A 22,709-nucleotide genomic window follows, 5' to 3' on the forward strand; every position below is an offset into this window, starting at 1 on the left:
AGCCATCAAAATGTATCAGTCCTACTCTCCCACTTACCTGTTTGACTGGCGGCAATGCCTTTGCGGCAACGCTGCTCCCCCTCTTTACAGTAATACCTACCCCTCCGGCTAGGTGCACCTGCTGTAAACCCTCGGCGCAGGATGACGTGCCACCCCTTTTCAGCCACTTAGGCTGGTATTTCACCATGTGATGCTCATTGAAGTTTGTAGTAATGGAGACACTCATGAAGACTTTGACCCCTATCGCTGTAGCCCTAACCCTGGCCATCAGTGGAACCGCTTACGCGGGCGGCAACACTGCCACTCAGGACCAGAATGGCGGCCACAACAATGCCACTATCGATCAGACCGGGCCGCTGACCTGGGATAACAACGCTATGCAGGAACAGCATGGCCATAGCAATGATGCAGAGATCACTCATAGCATTGAACTCGGCAGCTATGGGTACCAGTACCAGGAAGGTGATCACCACTCGGCAGAGTTGCTGCAAAGCGGCGGTGCCGGCAACGAGTCGTTCAGCTTCCAGTCCGGCAGCACAAACGTGTCTGAGACCTACCAGATTGGACAGCTGGGCAGCTACTCCGCCCATCAGCAATCTGGCGACAACCACTACGCTCTCACCTATCAATTTGCAGGTGCTGGCAACATGGTGATGATTAGCCAGATGGACAGCCACAACACCGCAACCGCCACCCAGGTTCTGAGTGTTGGTTCTGAAACCGTTATCCGTCAGAGAGGAGAACTGCACAACGCAGATACCTTCCAGAGCGGTTTTGGCCATGATGCCAGCATGCGCCAGTCCGGTGAATCCAATGATGGTGATATTCGTCAGGTAGGTGGTGATCACTACGCCCGTATGCGTCAGCGTGGCCACAACCAGGAAGCGGATATTTCCCAGGCTGGGTATGACCACAGTGCACGCGCCCGCCAGAGAGGCCACCACAATGATGTGTACCTGGGACAGATCGGTTCTGGACACACCGCTTCGGCGCGCCAATCAGGGCACAACAACAATAGCCTGGTGGGACAGTTCGGCCTCTATGAAACTGCCACGGTAATGCAGTCTGGCCACGCTAACCAAAGTTACGTTTGGCAATAACAAGATAAAAAAAGGGCGGCCCATGGCCGCCCTTTTTATCACCTGTAATTTACAGGTGCTCAACCGCATCGATTTCGTACTCCACCGCACCGGAAGGTGTTTGGACTACCACCACATCACCCACTTCCTTGCCGATCAGCGCGCGGGCAATCGGAGAGTTCACCGAGATCTTGTGTTTTTTCACATCGGCTTCGTCGTCACCCACAATTTTGTATGTGACTTCCTTATCGTCATCCAGGTGGATAATCGTTACCGTAGTGCCGAAAATTACCTTGTCACTGGGCTCGATGCTTTTCACATCAATAACCAGAGAGTGGGAAAGCTTGCTTTCGATTTCCTGGATACGGCCCTCGATAAAGCCCTGCTTTTCCCGCGCCGCGTGGTATTCGGCATTTTCCTTCAAATCACCGTGTTCGCGCGCTTCAGCAATCGCCTGTACAACGGTAGGGCGTTCAACTTTTTTCAGATTGTCCAGCTCTGAGCGCAGCGCTTCTGCGCCTTCAACGGTCATTGGTACCCGGTTCAATGTGGGACCTCCATTATTGTTACGACGAAACCGGGCCCAGTGAGATCACGGGGCCCGGTTGGATTTCACAAGTTGGTTTTAAAGCTATTAAGACAGCTTTACGACACGCTGGTGAAGGTCTTGCAGGCGGCGAACCTGTAGCGGCTGCTCCTGACGCATGGCCATCGCCATGGCCTGGGCCGCTGCCAGGGTGGTGGTGTAACACACCTGGTGGTTCTCGGCACTGCGACGGATATCCGCAGAGTCGCGAATTGCCTGGCGCCCTTCGGTAGTGTTCACTACCAATGCAATCTCGTCGTTCTTAATCATATCGACGATATGCGGGCGACCTTCACTCATCTTGTTGACGGTTGTAACGGGAATATTGCTTTCTTGCAAGACCTTGGCGGTGCCGCGGCTGGCAATTACTTCGAAGCCAAGCTCCACCAGATCGCGAGCTACGCCCACTGCGTCGGCCTTGTCGAAGTCACGCACAGAGATAAATGCGCGTCCGGACTCCGGCAGGCGGTCGCCAGCGGCAACCAGGCCCTTGTCGAAGGCTTCTGCGAAGGTAGCGCCTACGCCCATCACTTCGCCAGTGGATTTCATCTCGGGGCCGAGAATCGGGTCCACTTTCGGGAACTTGTTGAACGGGAATACAGACTCTTTAACGGAGTAGTAGTCCGGTACGATCTCTTCGGTAAAGCCCTGCTCCTGCAAGCTGATACCCGCCTGACAGCGCGCAGCCACTTTCGCCAGTGAAGTGCCGATGCACTTGGAGACGAAAGGTACAGTACGGGAAGCGCGCGGGTTCACCTCGATCACGTAGATCTCGCCGTCCTGGTAGGCCAGCTGGGTATTCATCAGGCCAACTACGCCCAGCTCGCGAGCCATGGCCTTCACTTCTTCGCGCATACGGTCCTGCACATCCGCCGGCAGGCTGTAAGGCGGCAGGGAACAGGCGGAGTCACCGGAGTGAACACCACACTGTTCGATATGCTGCATGATGGCGCCGATCACAACGTCCTTGCCATCGGATACCGCATCGATATCCACCTCAATAGCGGCATTGAGGAAGTGATCCAGCAGTACCGGCGCTTCGTCAGAAACCTGTACCGCTTCTTTCATGTAGGTGAGTAGCTCGTCTTCTTTGTAGACGATCTCCATTGCGCGGCCGCCCAGTACGTAAGACGGGCGCACAACCAGCGGGTAGCCCACGTCTTTCGCCGCCTGGATGGCTTCGGAGACAGAGCGCACAATGGCGTTCTTGGGCTGCTTGAGGCCGAGACGCATAATCATCTGCTGGAAGCGCTCGCGGTCTTCGGCGCGGTCGATCTGCTCTGGGGTGGTACCGATAATCGGCACACCTTCGTTGGCCAGGTAGCGCGCCAGGTTCAGCGGGGTCTGGCCGCCGAACTGTACGATCACGCCTTCCGGCTTCTCTTTGGCAACGATTTCCAGCACGTCTTCCAGGGTTACCGGCTCGAAGTAGAGGCGGTCGGAAGTGTCGTAATCGGTGGAAACGGTCTCCGGGTTACAGTTGACCATGATGGTCTCGTAACCGTCTTCGCGCATCGCCAGGGCGGCGTGTACACAGCAGTAGTCGAACTCAATGCCCTGGCCGATACGGTTGGGGCCACCGCCGAGTACCATGATTTTCTTTTTATCGGACGGCTGCGCTTCGCACTCCTCATCGTAGGTGGAGTACATGTAAGCAGTGGAGGTGCTGAACTCAGCAGCACAGGTGTCCACGCGCTTGTAAGACGGGAAAATCCCCAGCTTGTGGCGGAATTCGCGCACGGTCTTCTGGCTCACCCCCAACAGGTCCGCCAGGCGGCGGTCGGAAAAGCCTTTGCGCTTGAGGAAACGCATATGCTCAGCAGTCAGCGCAGAGGTGGGCAGGGACTTGAGCGGCTCTTCGATTTTGATCAGTTCTTCGATCTGTACCAGGAACCAGGGATCGATACCGGACAGGTCGTAAACTTCGCCGACGCTCATGCCCATACGGAAGGCGTCGCCCACGTACCAGATGCGCTCGGCACCCGGAACGGAGAGTTCGCTGCGCAGGCGGGTCTCAGCGCCGTCTTTGCTCGGGTCAATCTTGCTTTCCAGGCCGAAGCTGCCCACTTCCAGGCCGCGCAGGGCTTTCTGCATGGACTCCTGGAATGTGCGGCCGATCGCCATCACTTCACCCACAGACTTCATCTGGGTAGTCAAGCGCGCATCGGCTTCACCGAATTTCTCGAAGGTGAAGCGCGGGATCTTGGTGACAACGTAGTCGATGGACGGCTCGAAGGACGCCGGGGTCGCACCGCCGGTAATATCGTTCTGCAACTCGTCCAGGGTGTAACCCACTGCCAGCTTGGCCGCGACCTTGGCGATCGGGAAGCCGGTGGCCTTGGAGGCCAGTGCGGAGGAGCGGGATACGCGGGGGTTCATCTCGATCACAACTACGCGGCCAGTCTTCGGGCAAACGCCAAACTGTACGTTGGAGCCGCCAGTCTCAACGCCGATCTCGCGCAATACCGCGATAGAGGCGTTGCGCATCAGCTGGTATTCCTTATCGGTCAGCGTCTGCGCCGGGGCAACGGTGATGGAGTCACCGGTGTGTACGCCCATCGGGTCAAAGTTCTCGATGGAACATACGATGATGCAGTTGTCGTTCTTATCGCGAACCACTTCCATCTCGTACTCTTTCCAGCCGAGCAGGGATTCGTCGATCAGCAGTTCGTTGGTGGGGGAGAGGTCGAGACCGCGCTTACAGATCTCTTCAAACTCCGGCCAGTTGTAGGCCACACCACCACCGGAACCACCCATGGTGAAGGACGGACGGATAATTACCGGGAAGCCGAACTCTTCCGGTACTTTCTTCGCCTCTTCCATGGAGTGGACGATCTTGGCGCGCGGAGTTTCCAGGCCGATCGCCTTCATCGCCTTGTCGAACAGGTCGCGGTCTTCCGCTTTCTCGATAGCGTCTTTGTCCGCACCGATCAGCTCGACATTGAATTCCTTCAGGACACCGTGCTTGTCCAGGTCCAGGGCGCAGTTCAGTGCTGTCTGGCCACCCATGGTGGGCAGGATGGCGTCGGGGCGCTCCTGCTCAATAATCTTGGCAACGGTGCGCCACTCCACCGGCTCGATGTAAGTGGCATCGGCCATGGCCGGGTCGGTCATGATGGTGGCCGGGTTGGAGTTCACCAGGATCACCCGGTAACCCTCTTCGCGCAGCGCCTTACAGGCCTGGGCGCCGGAGTAGTCAAATTCGCACGCCTGGCCGATCACGATGGGGCCTGCGCCGATAATCAGAATGCTTTGGATATCTGTGCGTTTTGGCATCTTTCTTCCGTTCTACTACCGGCAAAGGCCGGCTGCGCTAAATTTCATTCGTTTCTTGTTAAAACCGCCGCAAAAGCGGCGGTTAAATGCCCTACCCTGGGCGGCTACGCCCTTAGGCGCGCTCTTTCATCAAATCGATAAAGTGGTCGAACAGCGGCGCCACATCGTGTGGGCCCGGGCTTGCTTCCGGGTGTCCCTGGAAGCTGAAGGCCGGCTTGTCCTTCAGGTGAATACCCTGCAAGGTACCGTCGAACAGGGACTTGTGGGTGACTTCCACATTGTCCGGCAGGCTGTCGGCGTCCACTTCGAAACCGTGGTTCTGCGCGGTGATCATCACCTTGGTGCTGTTCAGGTCCTGTACCGGGTGGTTACCACCGTGGTGACCGAACTTCATCTTGGCAGTTTTACCGCCCACCGCCAGGCCCAACAACTGGTGGCCCAGGCAGATGCCGTAGGTGGGGATGCCCGCGTCCAGGATTTCGCGGATAGCGGTGATCGCGTACTCACAGGGCTCGGGGTCGCCGGGGCCATTGGACAGGAATACACCGTTGGGATTCATCGCCAGTACTTCGGAAGCCGGGGTCTCCGCCGGTACTACGGTGATGTCACAGCCGCGATCCACCAGCATACGCAGGATATTGCGCTTCACACCGAAGTCGTAAGCCACTACTTTGAAGGGCTGTTCCGGCGCGGCCTTGTGGCCTTCGCCCAGTTCCCAGGTACCTTCGCTAAAGGGGTAGGCTTCCTTGGTGCTCACTACCTTGGCCAGGTCCATCCCTTTCAGACCGGCAAATTCCTTGGCCTTGGCCAGGGCTTCTTCGCGGTCGATATTATCACCGGCAACGATGCAACCGCTCTGTGCACCCTTGTCGCGCAGCAGGCGGGTCAGGCGACGAGTGTCGATATCGGCGATACCAACGATATTGCGATCGCGCAGGTAGTCCTCCAGGGACTGCTCGTTGCGGAAGCTGCTGGCCAGCAGCGGCAGGTCGCGGATTACCAGGCCGGCGGCCCAGATATCAGCACACTCTTCGTCTTCCTGGTTGGTGCCAGTGTTGCCGATGTGCGGGTAGGTCAGAGTCACAATCTGGCGGGCGTAGGAGGGATCGGTGAGGATCTCCTGGTAGCCGGTCATGGATGTGTTGAACACGACCTCGCCAACAGAACTGCCATGGGCACCGATTGCGCGTCCTTCAAAGACACTACCATCTGCGAGCACCAGCAGCGCGGGAGTTGTACTCTGCATAAAGTTGTGGGGCATGAAAGCCTCCGACGTAGGGACAGCTTTAGTCAAATTGAACTCCAATCTTCAGAACTGCTTCCGGGCGGGGTTTGCGGGCTTCGGAGCACGCGGGCTCCTGACTGGTGCGCGCATAAAAAAGCGAGATGAAACATCGCAGCTTCATCTCGCTTTAAAAATCTGTTCACGCGTGATTCTCACAAAGTGGCCGACGGTTGCCGCCAGCTTTTTAGTAGGCTCACGCTGCGCGATTCAGCTTCGCGGCACCGGCCCAAATCGGGCGCAGATTCTACGCGAATTCACCTCTGGACGCTAGTGCAAAAATACGCCAGGCTACTTTCTCTGAAAATCTCACTCCGGCTTGCGTCCCAACCGGAATAGACTGCTGCCCATTTTCAGCTCCGCCTTCTCCAGCATGGTCTTATTCATACGCAGGGCCACCTCTCGGCCGCTGTCGGCAAACTCGATCATACCGCCAGTGGCAGCAAAGCGCTCAGCATCGCTCACCGTCAGAACCGGGAAAAACTCCAATGCCACCAACGCCTTGAGCAGTGTGGGGCGATCCAGGGTACTCAGCACCACAATCTGGCACTTGCGCGCCCGCAGCATCTCCTTGACCTCGATCTTCTCAAGCTCCACATCCCGCCCATCAATACGCTGATTCTTGAACCGGGCCGCCAGTGGCTCACCGAGAGAGTCCCCACCCATCAGGCACACCTTGAACGGGGCACTGCTGTTGGCGAAGGCATTGACCGGCCACTGCAGGTGGTAGGCGAAGTGCACTATGTAATCCACCATTACCCGTCGCCCCAAAGGCGTATCGGAGAGCTGCACCGCAGCCTGGGCACCCACACCGGTGAAAAGTACTGACAGGAAAAGTAACAGGGCGGGAATAATGCGAAATGAACCTGGGCTGGATATCGTCATAGAAGCTCAAACCCTGCGGTTTGCACCTCCCGAAAGGAAGCTGCGGTGGGCTGTTACCCGCAGCGGCCAAAGCTCGCTGCGGCTCTATTTGCGCGCCAGCGAAAAGCCCGGCCACCTACTCAGGTTAGCCCAACGCAAAGGCCCCCGCCGGGACCAGAGTTACAGCGCCTAAAGATCCTCCCCCGGCAAAATTGGGCGCCACTTCAACGCCTTTTCGATAGATATGATCATGGCCCCCGCCACATCCTTGCGCGTAGCGCTCTCGATGCCTTCAAGCCCCGGGGAGGAATTTACCTCCAATAACAACGGCCCCTTGCGGGAGCGAATAATATCCACACCCGCCACCTTGAGCCCCAACACCTTGGCAGCCTTGACCGCCAGGCGCTTCTCCTCGGCGGTAACTTTAACTACTGAAGCCGTACCGCCCTGGTGAATATTGGCACGAAATTCCCCAGGTGCCGCCTCGCGCTGGATCGAGGCCACCACACGACCATCGATAACAAACAGGCGAAGATCCTTTCCCTCCGCCTCGCGAATAAACTCCTGCACCAGAAGATTGGCCTTGAGGGACTTAAACGCATTAATCACCGACTCCCCGGCCTTGCGGGTTTCTGCCAGAACAACACCGCGCCCCTGGGTTCCCTCCAGCAACTTCACCACTAGTGGCGCACCGCCCACCATTTCGATCAGCTCATTGGTATCCACCGGGGAATTGGCAAACCCGGAGGTTGGGATATTTAATCCACTTTGTTGCAGCAACTGCAGGGAAAATAATTTATCCCGCGACTGGCTGATAGCAGCGGAGCCATTGAGGGCAAAAATATCCAGGCTCTCAAAGTGCCGCGTCAGCGCACAACCGTAAAAAGTCTGGCTGGGGCGAATGCGGGGAATAACCGCATCCAGGCTATTGAGTATGCGGCCATCCCGGTAATGCACTTCCGGCTCATCAGGGTCGAGCTTCATGTAGCACTGGCGGATATCGAGAAAACTCATGCGATGTCCACGCTCGGCCCCCGCTTCCATAATCCGCCGGTTGCTATAGAGATCCGGGTTCGATGCCAGCAGCCCGATGCGCAGGCCGGTACCGGCAATATGGTGCTCATCCCGATAATATTCATCCAACTGGCTTTTCGGGATATCGCCAATACAGAAGCTCTCAGCCGGATCTACCAGCATTCGCCCAATCATGGCTTCGCGCCCCAACAACATGCGATAGCCCATGCTGTCCCGATTGGTCAGGGTCAGTTCGATATCCCAGACACTGCCACCAATGGAAATAGAGGTACGAATTACCGGGCGTTTTTCACTTTCTCCGGAGGAGCTGCGCACCAGCCTTTTATCCAAAAGCCGCGCCTCACAGCGCACTGAAGGGCGGCGCTGGTGCTGCAGTGGATGCGCCTCAAAACTCACCCAGGGTTCGCCATCGCGCTTGAAGGTATGGATGTTGTAAGCGTGCAAACAGGAAGTTTTAGCCCCGGAGTCCACACGCACCTTAATCGCCGGGACGCCGAGTGCGGGAAGCCCGCACCACTCCTCGCTGCCGACAATCAGCTTTCTTTCCAATCGAGGTTCCTCAAAGGAAGGTTACAGGGTGACCGGTCGAACGAATGTTGCCGGCCTTTTAGTTTTACCCGCAAAAATGGCGGGCAAATGAAAATCGGAAATTTCTTTCACAGCGCCCCTGCAGGCGCTGAATTTATTTACTCTAAGTAAGATTAGTTAAGGCCGAGTACATCGCGCATATCGTAGTGCCCCGGCGCCCGCGCACTCCCCTCCTCTCCCATCATCCACAGTGCCGCGCGCACGGCACCGCGAGCAAAAGAGAGCCTGCTGCTGGCGCGGTGGCTAATTTCAACCCGCTCACCTTCTGCCAGGAACATCACCGAGTGTTCACCTACCACATCACCACCGCGTACTGTGGCAAAACCGATAGTGTCCCTATCGCGGGCTCCGGTTTGACCTTCGCGGCCGTAAACTGCCACTTTATCCAGGTCGCGCCCCAGAGTTTCCGCGATCACTTCTCCCATACTCAGTGCTGTGCCGGAAGGTGCATCCACTTTGTGGCGATGATGGGCTTCGACAATCTCGATATCGGCCTCTTCCGCCATTACCCGCGCAGCAGTTTCCAACAATTTAAAGCACAGGTTTACCCCGGTGGAAAAATTACTGGCGAGGCACAGCGGCACCTGATCCGCATAAGCCAATACTTTATTTTTTTGCTCGCTATCGAAGCCCGTGGTGCCGATTACAATGGGGAGGTTTTTCTCCGCGCAATAGGCAGTATTTTCCACGGTCGCTTTAGGGGCAGTGAAATCAATAAGTACATCAAAGTCTGCCTTATCGAGGCTGTCCACAATAGCGAGGCCGCTGCGGCCCAAACCGGCAACTTCGCCGGCATCAGCGCCGACCAAGCTGGAGCCAGGCCGCACTATAGCCGCTGACAGTTCGGCCTTATCAGACAGGGACAAAGCCTCCGCCAACGCTCGCCCCATTCGACCACCAAATCCCGTCACCGCCACTTTTACCACCATCACAGCACTCCAGTCCAAATCTATAAGGTTCTGGATTCTACAACGCACCCGGTAGAGCGCATAGATACGAGTAAGCCAGTATTAGCGTGTCTAAAAATCGCTAGTCACTCCGCAAAAGCAAAACAAAAAGAAATATCCACATATTTTTAAATTGCCAAGAGGATACTTGCGCAAAACGCGATATCAGCGGCCACTGCTACGCTTTACTGTGAGGGGTAAATGGAGCGCCAATATGCGACTGATGATCCTGTCCAACCATCTACCACACATCATGGTGGTAGTGATCTCTCTGAGCCTGGCTTTTGGCAGCACGCCGGCATCTGCCCAGCAGCAAAATGCCAATCCAGACTTTTGGGAGAAGTATGATGATATTACCGATTGGGTGACGCTGCGTTTGCAGCTCACCCCGGGACAGGAAAAAACCGTATTACCCATTATGCAAAAGAGCTTCGCAGAGAAAAAAGCGGTGCTGGAAAAATACGGTTTACTCAGTGGTGAAAAGGTCGCTCTAACCCCCAAGCAACGCGGCGAAATTGGCGCTCAATTCGCAGCTATCAGCCTGGAAACACACAAAGAATTGGAAGGTACTTTAAATAAGGAGCAACTGCGTAAAGCGCAAAAAATCCAACAGGAATTCCTGAGTGAATTCGCGGCCCGTTTGAGAACAAAAACTTCCCAATAGAAGGCATTCAATTGGGGGGATAAAACTCGCCTGGAAATAAAAAAGGCTCGAAAGCCAATGCTCTCGAGCCTTTTTAAATAGGCAACCCGCAAAACAATTTAAGGTTTTGCCGGTGCTAACAGCGATTAAAGCTTCATATCACCAAAGAAGTTTTTCACCCCTTCAAACCAACCGGTCTGACGCGGTGAATTTTTCTTTTCGCTGAGGGTATTAGAGAACTCTTGCAGCAAGTCTTTTTGCTTGCCGGACAGGTTCACCGGTGTTTCTACCACAACGCGACACAGCAGGTCGCCAGTTGCACCACCGCGAACCGGGGAAACACCCTTACCGCGCAGGCGGAACAGCTTGCCGGTCTGGCTTTCCGCCGGAATCTTCAGCTTCACTTTACCGTCGAGAGTCGGCACTTCCAGCTCACCACCGAGGGCGGCGGAAACGAAACTAATCGGCACTTCGCAGTAGAGGTTCTTGCCATCACGCTGGAACAGATCGTGCTCTTTTACCACTACCTGTACATAGAGGTCACCAGCGGGGCCGCCATCGGGCCCGGCTTCACCTTCACCAGACAGGCGAATGCGATCGCCGGTATCCACACCGGGCGGCACCTTAACGGACAGGGTTTTGGTTTCCTCTACACGACCGCGACCATGACAGCTGCCACAGGGATCGGAGATAGTGGTACCGCGACCGCGGCAGTTGGGGCAGGTTTGCTGAACAGAGAAGAAGCCCTGCTGCATACGCACCTGGCCAGCACCACCACAGGTGCCACAGGTTTGCGGAGAGGAACCGGGCTTGGCACCGGAACCGCTACAGGTACCACAGGCTGCCAGAGTCGGAACGCGAATCTTGACCGTGGTGCCACGCACCGCGTCTTCCAGGTCCAATTCCAGGTCATAGCGCAGATCGGAACCGCGAGCGGGGCCGCCGCGACGGCCACCGCCGCCACCACCGAAGATATCGCCGAACACATCACCGAAAATATCGGAGAAGCCACCGAATCCACCAGCGCCGCCACCGCCCATCTGGCCTTCCACACCGGCGTGGCCAAACTGGTCATAAGCTGCGCGTTTCTCGGAATCCGACAAAACCTCGTAGGCCTCATTGGCCTCCTTGAATTTGTTCTCCGATTCCTTGTCATCGGGGTTACGGTCCGGGTGAAACTTCATTGCCACCCGGCGGTAGGCTTTTTTCAGCTCTGCATCCGAAGCGCCGCGCTCGACGCCGAGGACTTCGTAATAATCGCGTTTCGACATAAAACTATGTTCTCTGGTCCGGCATCAAGAACGGCCAAACTCTCTTTCTACTTCTCGGTTTCTAACTAAGCCCCGCGAACGGAGCACCACCAAAACTGCGAAAACTCGGCAAATATTGGCAGATACCTGAAACAACACAGGGCGCGGGCCTCTGAAAGTAAGGCGCCGCGCCCCTGAAGTTCTCCGGCGGCCACTTTAAAAGCTGCCACCGGAATTGCAAGCGAACGCTTACTTACCTTCTTTTTTGTCGTCCTTAACTTCTTCGAACTCTGCGTCTACCGCGTCGTCGCCAGCGGAGGACTGCTGCTCGCCCTGGGCACCAGCGCCAGCGGCACCTTCAGCACCAGCGGCTTGAGCCTGCTCGGCGTACATCTTCTGAGCAACCGGACCGGAAGCTTCAGTCAGCTTGGTAGTTGCAGCTTCCATCGCAGCTTTGTCGTTGCCTTTAACGGCTTCTTCCGCTTCGGTAACAGCCGCTTCAATAGCTGCTTTCTCTTCAGCGGTAGCTTTGTCGCCAGCTTCTTCCAGAGTTTTCTTGGTCGCAGAAATCAGGCCGTCGAGCGTGTTACGAGTCTGCACCAGCTCTTCGAACTGCTTGTCCGCTTCAGCATTAGCTTCAGCGTCCTGAACCATCTTATCGATCTCGTCCTCGGACAGGCCGGAGGAAGCCTGGATCACAATGGACTGCTCTTTACCAGTGGCCTTGTCCTTCGCGTGTACGTGCAGGATACCGTTGGCATCGATGTCGAAGGTTACTTCGATCTGTGGCATGCCGCGCGGTGCCGGTGGGATATCGGCCAGGTCGAAACGACCCAGGGATTTGTTCTGTGCAGCCTGCTTGCGCTCACCCTGAACCACGTGAATAGTTACCGCAGTCTGGTTGTCATCCGCAGTGGAGAAAACCTGGGACTTCTTGGTGGGGATAGTGGTGTTCTTGTCGATCAGCGGAGTCGCAACGCCACCCATGGTTTCGATACCCAGGGTCAGCGGGGTTACGTCAAGCAGCAGTACGTCTTTAACGTCACCGGACAGTACGGCACCCTGGATAGCAGCGCCCATGGCAACGGCTTCGTCGGGGTTAACGTCTTTGCGCGGCTCTTTGCCGAAGAACTCGGTTACTTTCTGCTGAACCATTGGCATACGGGTCTGACCGCCTACCAGGATCACTTCGTCTACACCGGAAGCGGACAGGTCGGCGTCTTGCAGAGCGATTTTTACCGGCTCCAGGGAGCGGGTAACCAGCTCTTCTACCAGGCTTTCCAGCTTGGCGCGGGTCAGTTTAACCACCAAGTGCTTGGGACCAGTAGCGTCTGCAGTGATGTACGGCAGGTTGACTTCGGTCTGCTGGCTGGAGGACAGCTCGATCTTGGCTTTTTCTGCAGCTTCTTTCAGGCGCTGCATTGCCAGGGGGTCACCTTTCAGGTCGATGCCCTGGTCTTTCTTGAACTCGTCTGCGAGGTATTCGATCAGTCGCAGGTCGAAGTCTTCACCACCGAGGAAAGTGTCACCGTTGGTGGACAGTACTTCGAACTGCTTCTCGCCGTCTACGTCGGCAATTTCGATGATGGAGATATCGAAGGTACCACCACCCAGGTCGTATACCGCTACAGTGCGGTCACCGCCCTGCTTGTCCAGACCGTATGCCAGTGCAGCGGCAGTCGGCTCGTTGATAATACGCTTAACGTCCAGGCCCGCGATGCGGCCGGCGTCTTTAGTGGCCTGACGCTGGGAGTCGTTGAAGTAAGCCGGTACGGTAATTACTGCAGCTTCTACTTTCTCGCCGAGGAAGTCTTCCGCAGTCTTTTTCATTTTCTTCAGGACTTCGGCAGAGATCTGCGGCGGAGCTTTTTTATCGCCTTTCACTTCTACCCAAGCGTCGCCGTTGTCAGCTTCAGTGATGGTGTAAGGAACCATCTTGATATCTTTCTGGACAACGTCGTCTTTGAATTTACGGCCGATCAAACGCTTAACCGCAAACAGAGTATTTTGGGGATTGGTCACCGCCTGACGCTTGGCAGACTGACCTACCAGAATTTCGTTGTCGTCAGTGAAGGCAACAATAGAAGGTGTAGTGCGATCGCCTTCGGCGTTTTCGATTACACGCGCTTTGTCACCATCCAGTACCGCTACACAGCTGTTAGTGGTACCCAGGTCGATGCCGATAATTTTTCCCATCTGTAAAATCCTCTTTTGATGCGCGCTGCCAGCTATGTTCTGTTTACACCGCGCGAATAATTCTTGATGTCAGCTATATTGGTGCCGGCCGCTAAATTTCAAGGCCGCTTTACACTTCTGCCGTTACGGCGCTTTGCTGACCACCACCATGGCCGGGCGAACCAGGCGGCCATTGAGGCGATAACCTTTCTGAAACACATCCAGAACCGTGTTCGGCTCCACCTCGCCGTTGGGCACCTGGGTCATAGCCTGGTGCAGCTCTGGGTCGAAGGGCTCACCGGCCGGATCGACAACTTCCACAGCATTTTTCGTCAGGGTTTCAACGAAAGATTTGTGGGTCAGCTCGATACCTTCTACCAAGGCCTTGTTGGCTTCGTCGGCCGTATCGATCGTCGCCAGTGCACGCTCGAGGTTGTCCACTACAGGCAGCAAGTCCTGTAGCAACTTCTCTACCGCAAATTTGCGCGCGCGCTCGATATCCTGTTGCGCGCGGCGACGGGCGTTCTGCTCTTCCGCCTGGGCGCGCAGGGCCATATCCTTGTGCGCTGCCAGCTGCTCCTGCAACTTGATAATTTCCTCGTGCAGGGCATCGGCACCTTCGGCCTCTTCCCGCAGGGCTTCCTCGGCAAGTTCGCTTTCTATAGATGAAGGGTCTTCAATCTCTGCTGAAACGCCCTCGTCTGTAGCTGGTGCGTGCTCCGCCCCCTCTTTAATCTGATCTTCTTCGCTGCGCTCTCTGGCCACTGCTTTCTCCGTCGCGTCGACTCTGTCAGTAATGTGAGTTGAGCCCGTCTCTCGGGCACTGGAGCCTATATGGGGACATCCCCGCACAGTTCAAGTGGTTTTTCGCGCTAGCGCACATCCTCAGAGTAATGTGGCCCCGCCCCTATAGCTAACCGGGAACGAATACTGTATAAATAACCACTAATTGGGCCGGGCGCCCGCCGATTAGCAAGGACACAAGCGATCTCTATGCTGCTGCATCTGTCTATCAGCCAATTCACCCTGGTGGACCAACTGGAGTTGGAGTTTGGTCCCGGTACCAGCACCCTGACCGGCGAGACCGGCGCGGGTAAGTCAATCACCTTGGATGCCCTCGGCCTGGCGCTGGGCGGTCGCGGCAGCGCTGAGCTTGTGCGCACCGGCGCCAATCGCGCCGACATCAGCGCCACATTTGATATCGCCGAGCACCCCAGCGCCGCCAGCTGGCTCGAGTCCCAGGAGCTGGACGCCGGGCAGGAAGTCATTCTGCGCCGCACTATTGGCGCCGATGGCCGCTCCCGCGCCTATATCAACGGCCAACCGGTCACGCTATTGCAGCTACGCGCCCTCGGCGAGCAGCTAATTGATATCCACAGCCAGCACGAACACCAATCCCTGCTGAAGAAAGAAACACACCTGCGCCTGCTGGATGAATACGCCCAGGCCCAGGAACTCGCCGCAGAGACCCGCAGCCGCTTCAAAACCTGGCGGGATCACTATCGCCGCTATCGCACCCTGGCTGACAGCGCCGAGGAAGCCGAAGCCCGCCGCCATTTGCTGGAATACCAGCTTAAGGAGCTGGATCAACTTGGCTTGAGCGAAGGGGAAATAGAGTCCCTCGAGAGCGAACAGCAACAGCTGGCCAATGCCGGGGAAATCCTCAGTGGCAGCTACCAGTTGGCCGCTTTCCTGTCCGGCGGTGAAGGCGATATCGCCGAACAACTGCACCGCGCCCTGCAACTGCTGTCCTCCATGCCCGGACAGGCTCCGGCCTTAGTGGAAGTGGCACAGATGCTCGACAGCGCGCGCATCCAGGTAGATGAGGCCGCAGCCACCCTCTCCCGACATATCGATCGCTTCGAGATGGACCCGGAGCGACTCTCCGAGGTTGAAGACAGGCTCAGCGCCATCTACCAGGCGGCGCGCAAACACCGAGTCCAACCGCAGGAGCTGCCGGCTCTGCAGCAACAGTTACAGGCAGAGCTGGACGATATCGGCAGCCCAGATGCCCTGGATCGCCTTGCCGCAGATTGTGAACAACTGGAGAAGCAGTACAGAAAAGTTGCCGGCAAGCTCAGCAAACTGCGCAGTAAAGCGGCAGCTTCGCTGGCGGAGGCCGTGAACGGCCAGCTGGCCGACCTGGCCATGCCTCACGCTCGAGTAGAGCTATCAGTACAAGAGCTGGATACGCCCAATAGCCAGGGACTTGAAGAAGCGGAGATATTAATTTCCACCAACCCGGGCCAACCGCCTCGCCCCCTGGGCAAGATTGCCTCCGGCGGTGAACTCTCCCGGGTCAGTCTGGCAATCCAGGTGGTAACTGCGCAAACCTCCCGCACCCCCACCCTGGTATTCGACGAGGTGGATGTGGGTATCGGCGGTGCCACCGGTGATGTGGTGGGCCGCCTGCTGCGTCAACTGGGGGAAACCCGCAATGGCCGCAGCGGCCAGGTGATCTGTGTGACCCACTTGGCCCAGGTAGCGGCGCGAGCCCACCGCCAATACCTGGTGGAGAAGCACAGCGATGGCGAAAGTGTTTTTGTGGCACTGCGCGAACTCACCAACGGCGAGCGCCGCGAAGAAGTGGCGCGCATGCTCGGCGGCGCCCCCACCGCCCAATCCCTGGCTCATGCCGAGGAAATGCTGGAGAGAAATTAACTCTCCAACCCCTCTCTCGGGCTGGCTATGGAGTCAGCCCCACCTCCTTCATACGATTCCAGCGCCAAATGTCACCAAAGGGCAAAAATGGTGCATTTTGGTAAGCAATCTTATACCGTAGATCAATAAATGACCGCCACACAATCCGGTATACCACCCCTTTCGTCGGATATATGTGCCGATTTAGGACAAACGCACAAATATGACTGGGAGCGGCGGCTAAAGTCACCATATACTTGGCGGCTTATTTTTCGATGTATGAGTAGTCCCGGCCGAGGTTATGCAGAGAACGATTTTCAACACCCCTATTGTCACCCCAATCCTCCGCTTGGTTGCACGGGTGCTACTGAAGTTGCACGGCTGGCGTGTCAAAGCTGACGAGCAGTCTCTCAAACTAAAGCAGTACGTATTGATCGGCGCCCCCCATACCACTAACTGGGATGGCTATTACTTTATTCTCGCCGCACTCAAACTGAAGATGACCCCGCAGTGGATGGGCAAAGACAAGCTATTTACCTTCCCGCTGGGTGGCCCCATGCGCTGGTTCGGCGGTATCGCCGTAGACCGCAGCAAAGCCAACAACCTGGTGGATGCCACCGCCAGGCAGTTCAAACTGCGCAAAGAACTGGTTATCGCTATTCCCCCCGAGGGCACTCGCGGTTTGGCGGAACGTTGGAAGACCGGCTTTTACCATATCGCCCGCAACGCCAGGGTGCCGGTAGTGCTGGGCTATATCAGCTTCCCCAAAAAAGAAGTGGGCATAGGCCCGATAGCGCAATTCAGTGAAAACCTGGAAGCCGAGCTGTTGAAGCTCAAGGAATTTTACGCTGATAAAATTGGCAAGTTCCCAGAGCTTTACACCCCACCCTGCCAGTCGTAACACTCAGCGTAAGCATTTGAAGGGTGCGGTGAATACCGCACCCGGAAGAATCACTTCTCTTTTTCTGTCACATACAGAACCAGGCTGTGGCCAGTCAGCTCATAGCCGTGCTCTTCAGCGATCTGGCGCTGTAGCTCCTCAATCTCTTCATTGTGGAACTCGATAACCTTACCGGTATCGGTGCAGACCATATGGTCGTGGTGATCGCCTCGATCCAACTCAAATACAGAGTGGCCGCCATCGAAGTTGTGGCGCACAACCAGGCCCGCGCTCTCAAACTGGGTCAATACCCGGTACACAGTAGCTAGGCCGACATCCTCTCCCGCCTCCAGCAACAGCTTATAGACATCCTCAGCACTCAAATGCTGCTCACTAGTGCTTTCGAGCAATTGCAGAATCTTCACCCGCGGCAGAGTGACCTTGAGGCCAGCCTTGCGCAATTCCTGGTTTTCGTTCGACATGTATCAATATTTCCCGGCAGGATTTTAAAAGTTATCCGAAGTTGCCCAAACCCACAGCGGCCATTTATAAAGGATTCCGACCCTGGAGTCCCGTCTGTCAGCGAGCCAACTCTTCAGGTATTATCCCATGCCCTACGGAGTCAGAGAAACCCCGTACTGCTCACTTAGGGCAGAACTGGTAAGTGGAGGAACTTTTTTTCTCCACTTGAGACTAAACTGACTGTTTGTAAGAAATCAGCGTGAGCGCTGCCGTTTGAAACCGAATAATGGAGCAATGAATGCCGCCTAGTCTGAGATTTCTCACTATCGCCTTCCTGTGCAGCTTGCTGGGAGCTTGCACACTCGTAAAATTCCCCGGTGTACACCGTATTGAGGTGCAGCAGGGCAATATCATTACCCAGGAGATGGTGGATCAGCTAAAGCCAGGGATGACGCGACGCCAGGTACAGTTTGTTCTGGGCACTCCGCTGCTGGAAGATACTTACAACCCCAACCGCTGGGATTACGTCAATCGCCTTCGCGACAAGAAAGGCAATATCACCCAAAAGACCTTTAGCGTTTACTTTGATGAAGACTCCCTGGTAGCCACCAGCGGCGACTGGCAGCCCACAGGCTGGCCCTAAGCGGAAGTCCCCTCGGCGCCTTTCTTCTTCTCAGCCATACGCTTGGCTTTCTCGGCGCGCTGCTTGCGCGCCTCTTTGGGATCGGCGATCAAGGGGCGATAGACCTCAACCCGGTCCCCGGGTTGCAGGACATAACTTTCCGCCGGCGGCAGCCCCTTACTCCCCAGCACCTGGGCAAAAATACCCATCTTTGCCGTGTCCGGATCAACTTCAGGATACTCTTTGGGAATTCCCGAGCGAATTAGCGCCTCCCGCGCAGTGGTACCCTCAGACACCAACAAACGCATTAATCGCTGTTCGTGGGGCAGTGCGTACACCACCTCCACCGAGATTGTTTTCTCTTCTGTCATTGGGATTTCCCGTAAACTTCTTCCGCGCGCTCACACATAACCGCGACCATCTGGTTGGCCAGGTCACTGAAAATTTTTCCCGCAGCCGCCGCAATCAATCGATTTTTCATCGAAAACGAAAGGGTAAAACTCACTTTACAGGCATTTTCAGCCAGTGGAGTAAATTCCCACAGTCCCTCGAACTGCTCGAAAGGACCATCCACCAGATTGAGCGTCATCGACTTGGGACGCACCAACTGATTTCGAGTCACAAAGCTCTGCTTTATACCCGCGCGCGACAAATCCAGGCGCGCCTCTAAAGTGGTGTCATCGCTGTGGATAATCTCCGCAGCGCGACAGCCGGGTAAAAATTGCGGGTAACTGGCCACATCGTTGACCAGATCAAACATTTGTTCCGCGCTGTACATCACCAGCGCACTGCGTTCTATTTCAGTCATTCCTACTGTCTAACCCAGTCCATCAGGCAAAATTACCTGGGATTACCGTTGAACGGCTAATTTTGCCAGTCGGCGCTACTCAAGCAAGACAATTCCTGCAACAATCGCATTTTTTACCGGTGGGCCACACTTAGCCCCAGCCGCAGTAACAAAAACTACAAGCATTCAAAAAATAATAGCGAGAGTACTTATGACCGCAGTGAGAGAGCATTTTGGGTCAAGGCTGGGCTTTATCCTGGCCGCAGCAGGTTCCGCCGTCGGTATTGGCAACCTGGTCGCATTCCCTGTAGCAGCCACCAAGAGCGGGGGCGGCGCCTTCTTACTGGTCTACGCTCTCTTCGTATTTCTGATCTGTCTGCCTGTGATGATGGCCGAACTCGCTATGGGACGCCGTTCAGATAAAGACCCCGTCGGTGCCTATCGGCAGATATCCAAGGGCTCCACGCTGTGGAGTATTCCCGGCTGGCTGGCCCTGATCACGCCATTTATGATCGCGGTTTTTTATCTGGTGGTCACCGTATGGGTAATGGGATACCTGGTAGAAATCTTCTCCGGCAACCTGGATAAGCTCGCCACCCCGGATTTCTTTATCCACTTTATCAATACACCCACGGTATTTATTTACCTGGTTGTCCTGATGCTGATCATCAATGCCATTCTCGCTATGGGCGTTAAAGACGGTATCGAGCGGGCCGCAAAAACCCTGATGCCCATGCTGTTTGTCATGTTATTGGGACTGGTGTTCTTTGTACTGACTCTGGATAACGCCGCCCTCGGTTTGCAGTACTACCTGGTACCCGACTTCAGCAAAATTGACGGCAACGTAATCAGTAAAGCCATGGCCCAGGCCTTCTTCTCCCTGTCTCTGGGAATGGGCATCATGATTACCTACGGCTCCTATATGAAGAAGAAGGACTCCATTCCCGGTTCTTCCCGTGCCGTAGCGATTACTGACACATTGGTAGCCTTTACTGCTGGCCTGCTGATTTTGCCGAGTATTTTCCACTTTAACCCGCAGATTGATCCGACAGAGCTGAGCGACTCATCCGCCGGTATGATCTTCCTGTTCCTGCCGAAGATATTCCTCGCTTTGCAAGACGGAATCGGCTACATGGGCGCCAGCGCCGTAGCGGCCATCTTCTTCTTCCTGGTACTGGTTGCCGCCATTACCTCACTGGTTTCCATTATTGAGGTGCCTATCGCCACCCTGCGCGACGAGCGCAACATGGAGCGTAAGAAGGCTATCTACATCGTTGCGGCAGTTCAATTTGTACTGGCCATCGCTTGCGCCGTATCATTCGGTATGGCCACTTGGTTTACAGAGTTTGTACAACTGGCCGGCGCAAACAAGTCGTTCTTTGATTTGGTGGAGATCATCTTCTACGACACCATCCTGCCTCTAAACGGCCTGCTGGTATGTCTGTTCGTGATCTACAAATGGAAGAAATCCAATTTTGATAAAGAGCTGCAAGAAGGTGACAGCAACTTTGCAGGCTCGTTTTCGCAAAAATACGTTAACTTCTCCCTGGGCACTTTTATCCCATTGATACTGCTGCTTATCTTTATCAATACCGTGGCCCTGAAGTTTTTTGGACACAGTTTTATATAGTCACTCGTAGTTTTCATGGCCAAGAAAAAGAAAGCACAAACATCCAATACCATCGCCCTCAACAAGAAGGCCCGCCACGACTATTTCATTGAAGAAAAGTTTGAGGCGGGCGTTGAGATGAAAGGCTGGGAAGTCAAAAGCTGTCGGGAGGGCAAAGCCCAGCTGACCGACAGCTATGTCATTTTCAAAAACGGTGAAGCCTGGCTGCTGGGTGCCAACATCCAGCCGCTGCCCAGTGCCTCCACCCACTTTGTTACCGAGCCCGACCGCACCCGTCGCCTGCTGCTCACCAAGCGCGAACTTTCCAAGCTGATCGCCGCTGTTGAGCAGAAGGGCCACACCGTGGTTGCCACAGCCATGTACTGGAAAGGGCATCTGGTGAAGTGCGAAGTCTGCCTTGCTAAAGGTAAGGCGAGCCATGACAAACGCGAGACTGAGAAGAAGCGCGATTGGAACCGCGAAAAGCAGCGCCTAATGCGCTCGGCGCACAAATAGTGCACAGTGAACTATTAGAAGAATAATTACGGGATTTACCATGAGTGCACCGCGAGGACAGTTCAGCTCGAATATTGGCTTTTTGATGGCTGCGGCGGGTTCCGCCGTTGGTCTCGGCAATATTTGGGGCTTTCCAACCAAGGCCGCCAGTAACGGCGGCGCCGCCTTTGTAGTCGCCTACTTATTTCTAGCCTTTGCGCTCGCCTACCCGGCCCTGATGGCCGAACTCACCATCGGCCGCCACGCGCGCCGCAATATGGTGCAGGCGCTGCGTTCCATTTCCAACGGTCCCATCAGCCGCTTTTTCGGGGGCCTGACCGGCTTCGGCGGTATCCTGGTGGCCTCCCTGATCCTGAGCTTCTACGCCATTGTGGCGGGCTGGATGGTGGCCCACCTGGCCGAACCTTTCGCCAGCCTGTTCGGTGCCCAGGAAGCGGCCCAGTGGTTGGCCGGAAACAGCACCGATCGCAATATGATCATGACTGCCATCTTCAGTGGCCTCACCATGTTGATTATCGCCAGTGGTGTTGAGAAAGGGATCGAGCGCTGGTCCACCCTGTTGATGCCATCGCTGATCATCCTGTTATTGCTGTTGATCTGCTACGTGCTCACCCAGCCCGGCGCCCTGACCGGCCTGGAAGTGTACCTGATGCCCAACTTCGACCACTTCACCCCGGATCTGCTGATCTCCGCCATGGGCCAGGCCTTTTTCTCCCTATCCCTGGGTGTAGGCACCATGCTGATTTACGGCTCCTACCTGAGCCAGCAGGAAAGCCTGCCGCGCCTCGGCGCCCTGGTAACCCTGATTGATGTGGGCATCGCCTTCACAGCGGGCTTGCTAATCCTGCCCGCCATGTATGTAGCCCAGGAAGCCGGTACCCAGATCTTCTCTGCCGACGGTTCCCTGATCGCCGGCCCGAGCCTGATCCTGCAAGTTCTGCCCGCGCTGTTCGACACCATGGGGGAAGCCGGGATATTCGTCGCCATCGCCTTCTTCGCACTGATGGTTATCGCCTCCCTCACCTCCTCCATTTCCATGCTGGAAGTGCCGGTGGCATTCTCTATCGAGAACCTGAATATCCCCCGCCGCATCGCCACCCCGATCGTTGGCCTGATCATCTTCGGCGTGAGCTGCGGCATCATCTACAACTTCGATAGCCTGTTTGGCTTGGCCGTCACTATCAGTACCGAATACGGCCAACCCCTGCTCGGCATTGCCCTGTGTATCTTTGCCGGCTGGATCTGGCGCCGCGACCAGCTGCTGAGTGAGCTCAAAAAAGGCCATGAAGATATCGAACACACCCTGTTCTGGAAGATCTGGCCCTGGTATGTGCGCATCGTCTGCCCACTGCTGATTCTGACCGCTTTCGTGCAGTCCATTCGCTAAGCTGATCTCCCTCCCGGCGGTACCTCACCGCCGGGAACCCCCTTCCCACCTAAGCCCTCCCTCAAAGCGCCTGACTAAAGC

At 56.0% G+C, this 22,709-nt stretch carries 20 protein-coding genes and 1 pseudogene; 8 read left to right on the plus strand and 13 right to left on the minus strand.

Annotated elements, in window-relative coordinates:
- Positions 1-224 precede the first annotated feature (224 nt).
- Positions 225-1,100 (plus strand): hypothetical protein, encoded by an 876-nt coding sequence (locus ACJJI1_RS04035; RefSeq protein ID WP_413663268.1) that lies wholly within the window; start codon positions 225-227, stop codon positions 1,098-1,100.
- A 49-nt stretch (positions 1,101-1,149) separates the two neighbouring features.
- On the opposite strand, the gene greA is transcribed toward ACJJI1_RS04035, so the two are convergent.
- From greA to dapB, 7 genes and pseudogenes are all read right to left on the minus strand, one after another.
- Complete coding sequence (gene greA, locus ACJJI1_RS04040; protein WP_413663270.1) at positions 1,150-1,626, minus strand: transcription elongation factor GreA; 477 nt, start codon at positions 1,624-1,626, stop codon at positions 1,150-1,152.
- An 87-nt stretch (positions 1,627-1,713) separates the two neighbouring features.
- Positions 1,714-4,941, minus strand: a complete 3,228-nt coding sequence (gene carB, locus ACJJI1_RS04045; protein WP_444958613.1) for a carbamoyl-phosphate synthase large subunit — start codon at positions 4,939-4,941, stop codon at positions 1,714-1,716.
- Between the two features lie 112 nt (positions 4,942-5,053).
- A complete protein-coding gene (gene carA / locus ACJJI1_RS04050; protein WP_444958614.1) occupies positions 5,054-6,202 on the minus strand; it encodes a glutamine-hydrolyzing carbamoyl-phosphate synthase small subunit in 1,149 nt (382 codons plus the stop codon).
- Positions 6,203-6,532: 330 nt separating this feature from the next.
- Complete coding sequence (locus ACJJI1_RS04055; protein ID WP_444958615.1) at positions 6,533-7,108, minus strand: YfiR family protein; 576 nt, start codon at positions 7,106-7,108, stop codon at positions 6,533-6,535.
- Between the two features lie 168 nt (positions 7,109-7,276).
- Positions 7,277-8,185 (minus strand): 30S ribosomal protein S6--L-glutamate ligase, encoded by a 909-nt coding sequence (rimK, locus tag ACJJI1_RS04060; protein ID WP_413665891.1) that lies wholly within the window; start codon positions 8,183-8,185, stop codon positions 7,277-7,279.
- 129 nt (positions 8,186-8,314) lie between these two features.
- Positions 8,315-8,599, minus strand: a pseudogene (locus tag ACJJI1_RS04065) (ATP-dependent zinc protease family protein); the annotation flags it as partial.
- A 224-nt stretch (positions 8,600-8,823) separates the two neighbouring features.
- Entirely contained in the window at positions 8,824-9,639 is an 816-nt protein-coding gene (gene dapB, locus ACJJI1_RS04070; protein WP_444958616.1) for a 4-hydroxy-tetrahydrodipicolinate reductase, read from the minus strand.
- Between the two features lie 232 nt (positions 9,640-9,871).
- On the opposite strand from dapB, the gene ACJJI1_RS04075 reads away from it, so the two are divergent.
- Positions 9,872-10,321: a hypothetical protein gene (locus ACJJI1_RS04075; protein ID WP_444911507.1), complete on the plus strand. Its 450-nt coding sequence runs from the start codon at positions 9,872-9,874 to the stop codon at positions 10,319-10,321.
- 125 nt (positions 10,322-10,446) lie between these two features.
- Here ACJJI1_RS04075 and dnaJ read toward each other — a convergent pair whose 3' ends face one another.
- The 3 genes from dnaJ to grpE form a co-directional block, all read right to left on the minus strand.
- On the minus strand, positions 10,447-11,571 hold the full coding sequence (gene dnaJ, locus ACJJI1_RS04080; protein ID WP_282931314.1) for a molecular chaperone DnaJ: 1,125 nt from the start codon (positions 11,569-11,571) through the stop codon (positions 10,447-10,449).
- Between the two features lie 228 nt (positions 11,572-11,799).
- The gene (gene dnaK / locus ACJJI1_RS04085; protein WP_282931313.1) at positions 11,800-13,746 is read right to left on the minus strand and encodes a molecular chaperone DnaK; all 1,947 of its coding nucleotides are present in this window, start codon (positions 13,744-13,746) and stop codon (positions 11,800-11,802) included.
- Positions 13,747-13,869: 123 nt separating this feature from the next.
- Positions 13,870-14,490, minus strand: a complete 621-nt coding sequence (gene grpE, locus ACJJI1_RS04090; RefSeq protein WP_282931312.1) for a nucleotide exchange factor GrpE — start codon at positions 14,488-14,490, stop codon at positions 13,870-13,872.
- Between the two features lie 228 nt (positions 14,491-14,718).
- Here grpE and recN point away from each other — a divergent pair, with 228 nt between their 5' ends.
- Together recN and ACJJI1_RS04100 are read left to right on the plus strand one after the other, a co-directional pair.
- A complete protein-coding gene (gene recN / locus ACJJI1_RS04095; protein ID WP_444958617.1) occupies positions 14,719-16,386 on the plus strand; it encodes a DNA repair protein RecN in 1,668 nt (555 codons plus the stop codon).
- A gap of 280 nt (positions 16,387-16,666) precedes the next feature.
- On the plus strand, positions 16,667-17,266 hold the full coding sequence (locus tag ACJJI1_RS04100) for a 1-acyl-sn-glycerol-3-phosphate acyltransferase (RefSeq protein ID WP_413663277.1): 600 nt from the start codon (positions 16,667-16,669) through the stop codon (positions 17,264-17,266).
- A gap of 50 nt (positions 17,267-17,316) precedes the next feature.
- Here ACJJI1_RS04100 and fur read toward each other — a convergent pair whose 3' ends face one another.
- Positions 17,317-17,727 carry a ferric iron uptake transcriptional regulator gene (fur, locus tag ACJJI1_RS04105; protein WP_282931309.1) on the minus strand — a complete coding sequence of 137 codons (411 nt, stop codon included), beginning with the start codon at positions 17,725-17,727 and terminating at the stop codon, positions 17,317-17,319.
- A gap of 278 nt (positions 17,728-18,005) precedes the next feature.
- On the opposite strand from fur, the gene ACJJI1_RS04110 reads away from it, so the two are divergent.
- Positions 18,006-18,350, plus strand: coding sequence for an outer membrane protein assembly factor BamE (locus tag ACJJI1_RS04110; RefSeq protein WP_413663278.1), 345 nt, complete (start codon positions 18,006-18,008; stop codon positions 18,348-18,350).
- Here the strand turns inward: ACJJI1_RS04110 and ACJJI1_RS04115 are convergent.
- Both ACJJI1_RS04115 and ACJJI1_RS04120 read right to left on the minus strand, forming a co-directional pair.
- Positions 18,347-18,700 carry an RnfH family protein gene (locus tag ACJJI1_RS04115; RefSeq protein ID WP_413663279.1) on the minus strand — a complete coding sequence of 118 codons (354 nt, stop codon included), beginning with the start codon at positions 18,698-18,700 and terminating at the stop codon, positions 18,347-18,349. The genes ACJJI1_RS04110 and ACJJI1_RS04115 overlap by 4 nt on opposite strands.
- Complete coding sequence (locus tag ACJJI1_RS04120; protein ID WP_444958618.1) at positions 18,697-19,137, minus strand: type II toxin-antitoxin system RatA family toxin; 441 nt, start codon at positions 19,135-19,137, stop codon at positions 18,697-18,699. The genes ACJJI1_RS04115 and ACJJI1_RS04120 overlap by 4 nt, the downstream gene beginning before the upstream one ends.
- Before the next feature lie 190 nt (positions 19,138-19,327).
- On the opposite strand from ACJJI1_RS04120, the gene ACJJI1_RS04125 reads away from it, so the two are divergent.
- The 3 genes from ACJJI1_RS04125 to ACJJI1_RS04135 are packed head-to-tail and all read left to right on the plus strand — an operon-like array spanning position 19,328 to position 22,628.
- Complete coding sequence (locus tag ACJJI1_RS04125; protein ID WP_413663281.1) at positions 19,328-20,746, plus strand: sodium-dependent transporter; 1,419 nt, start codon at positions 19,328-19,330, stop codon at positions 20,744-20,746.
- A gap of 15 nt (positions 20,747-20,761) precedes the next feature.
- Complete coding sequence (smpB, locus tag ACJJI1_RS04130) at positions 20,762-21,241, plus strand: SsrA-binding protein SmpB (protein ID WP_282931304.1); 480 nt, start codon at positions 20,762-20,764, stop codon at positions 21,239-21,241.
- A gap of 40 nt (positions 21,242-21,281) precedes the next feature.
- Positions 21,282-22,628, plus strand: a complete 1,347-nt coding sequence (locus tag ACJJI1_RS04135; RefSeq protein WP_444958619.1) for a sodium-dependent transporter — start codon at positions 21,282-21,284, stop codon at positions 22,626-22,628.
- Positions 22,629-22,709: the final 81 nt, after the last annotated feature.

It is taken from the genome of Microbulbifer maximicatervae (SeqCode) (assembly GCF_052467065.1).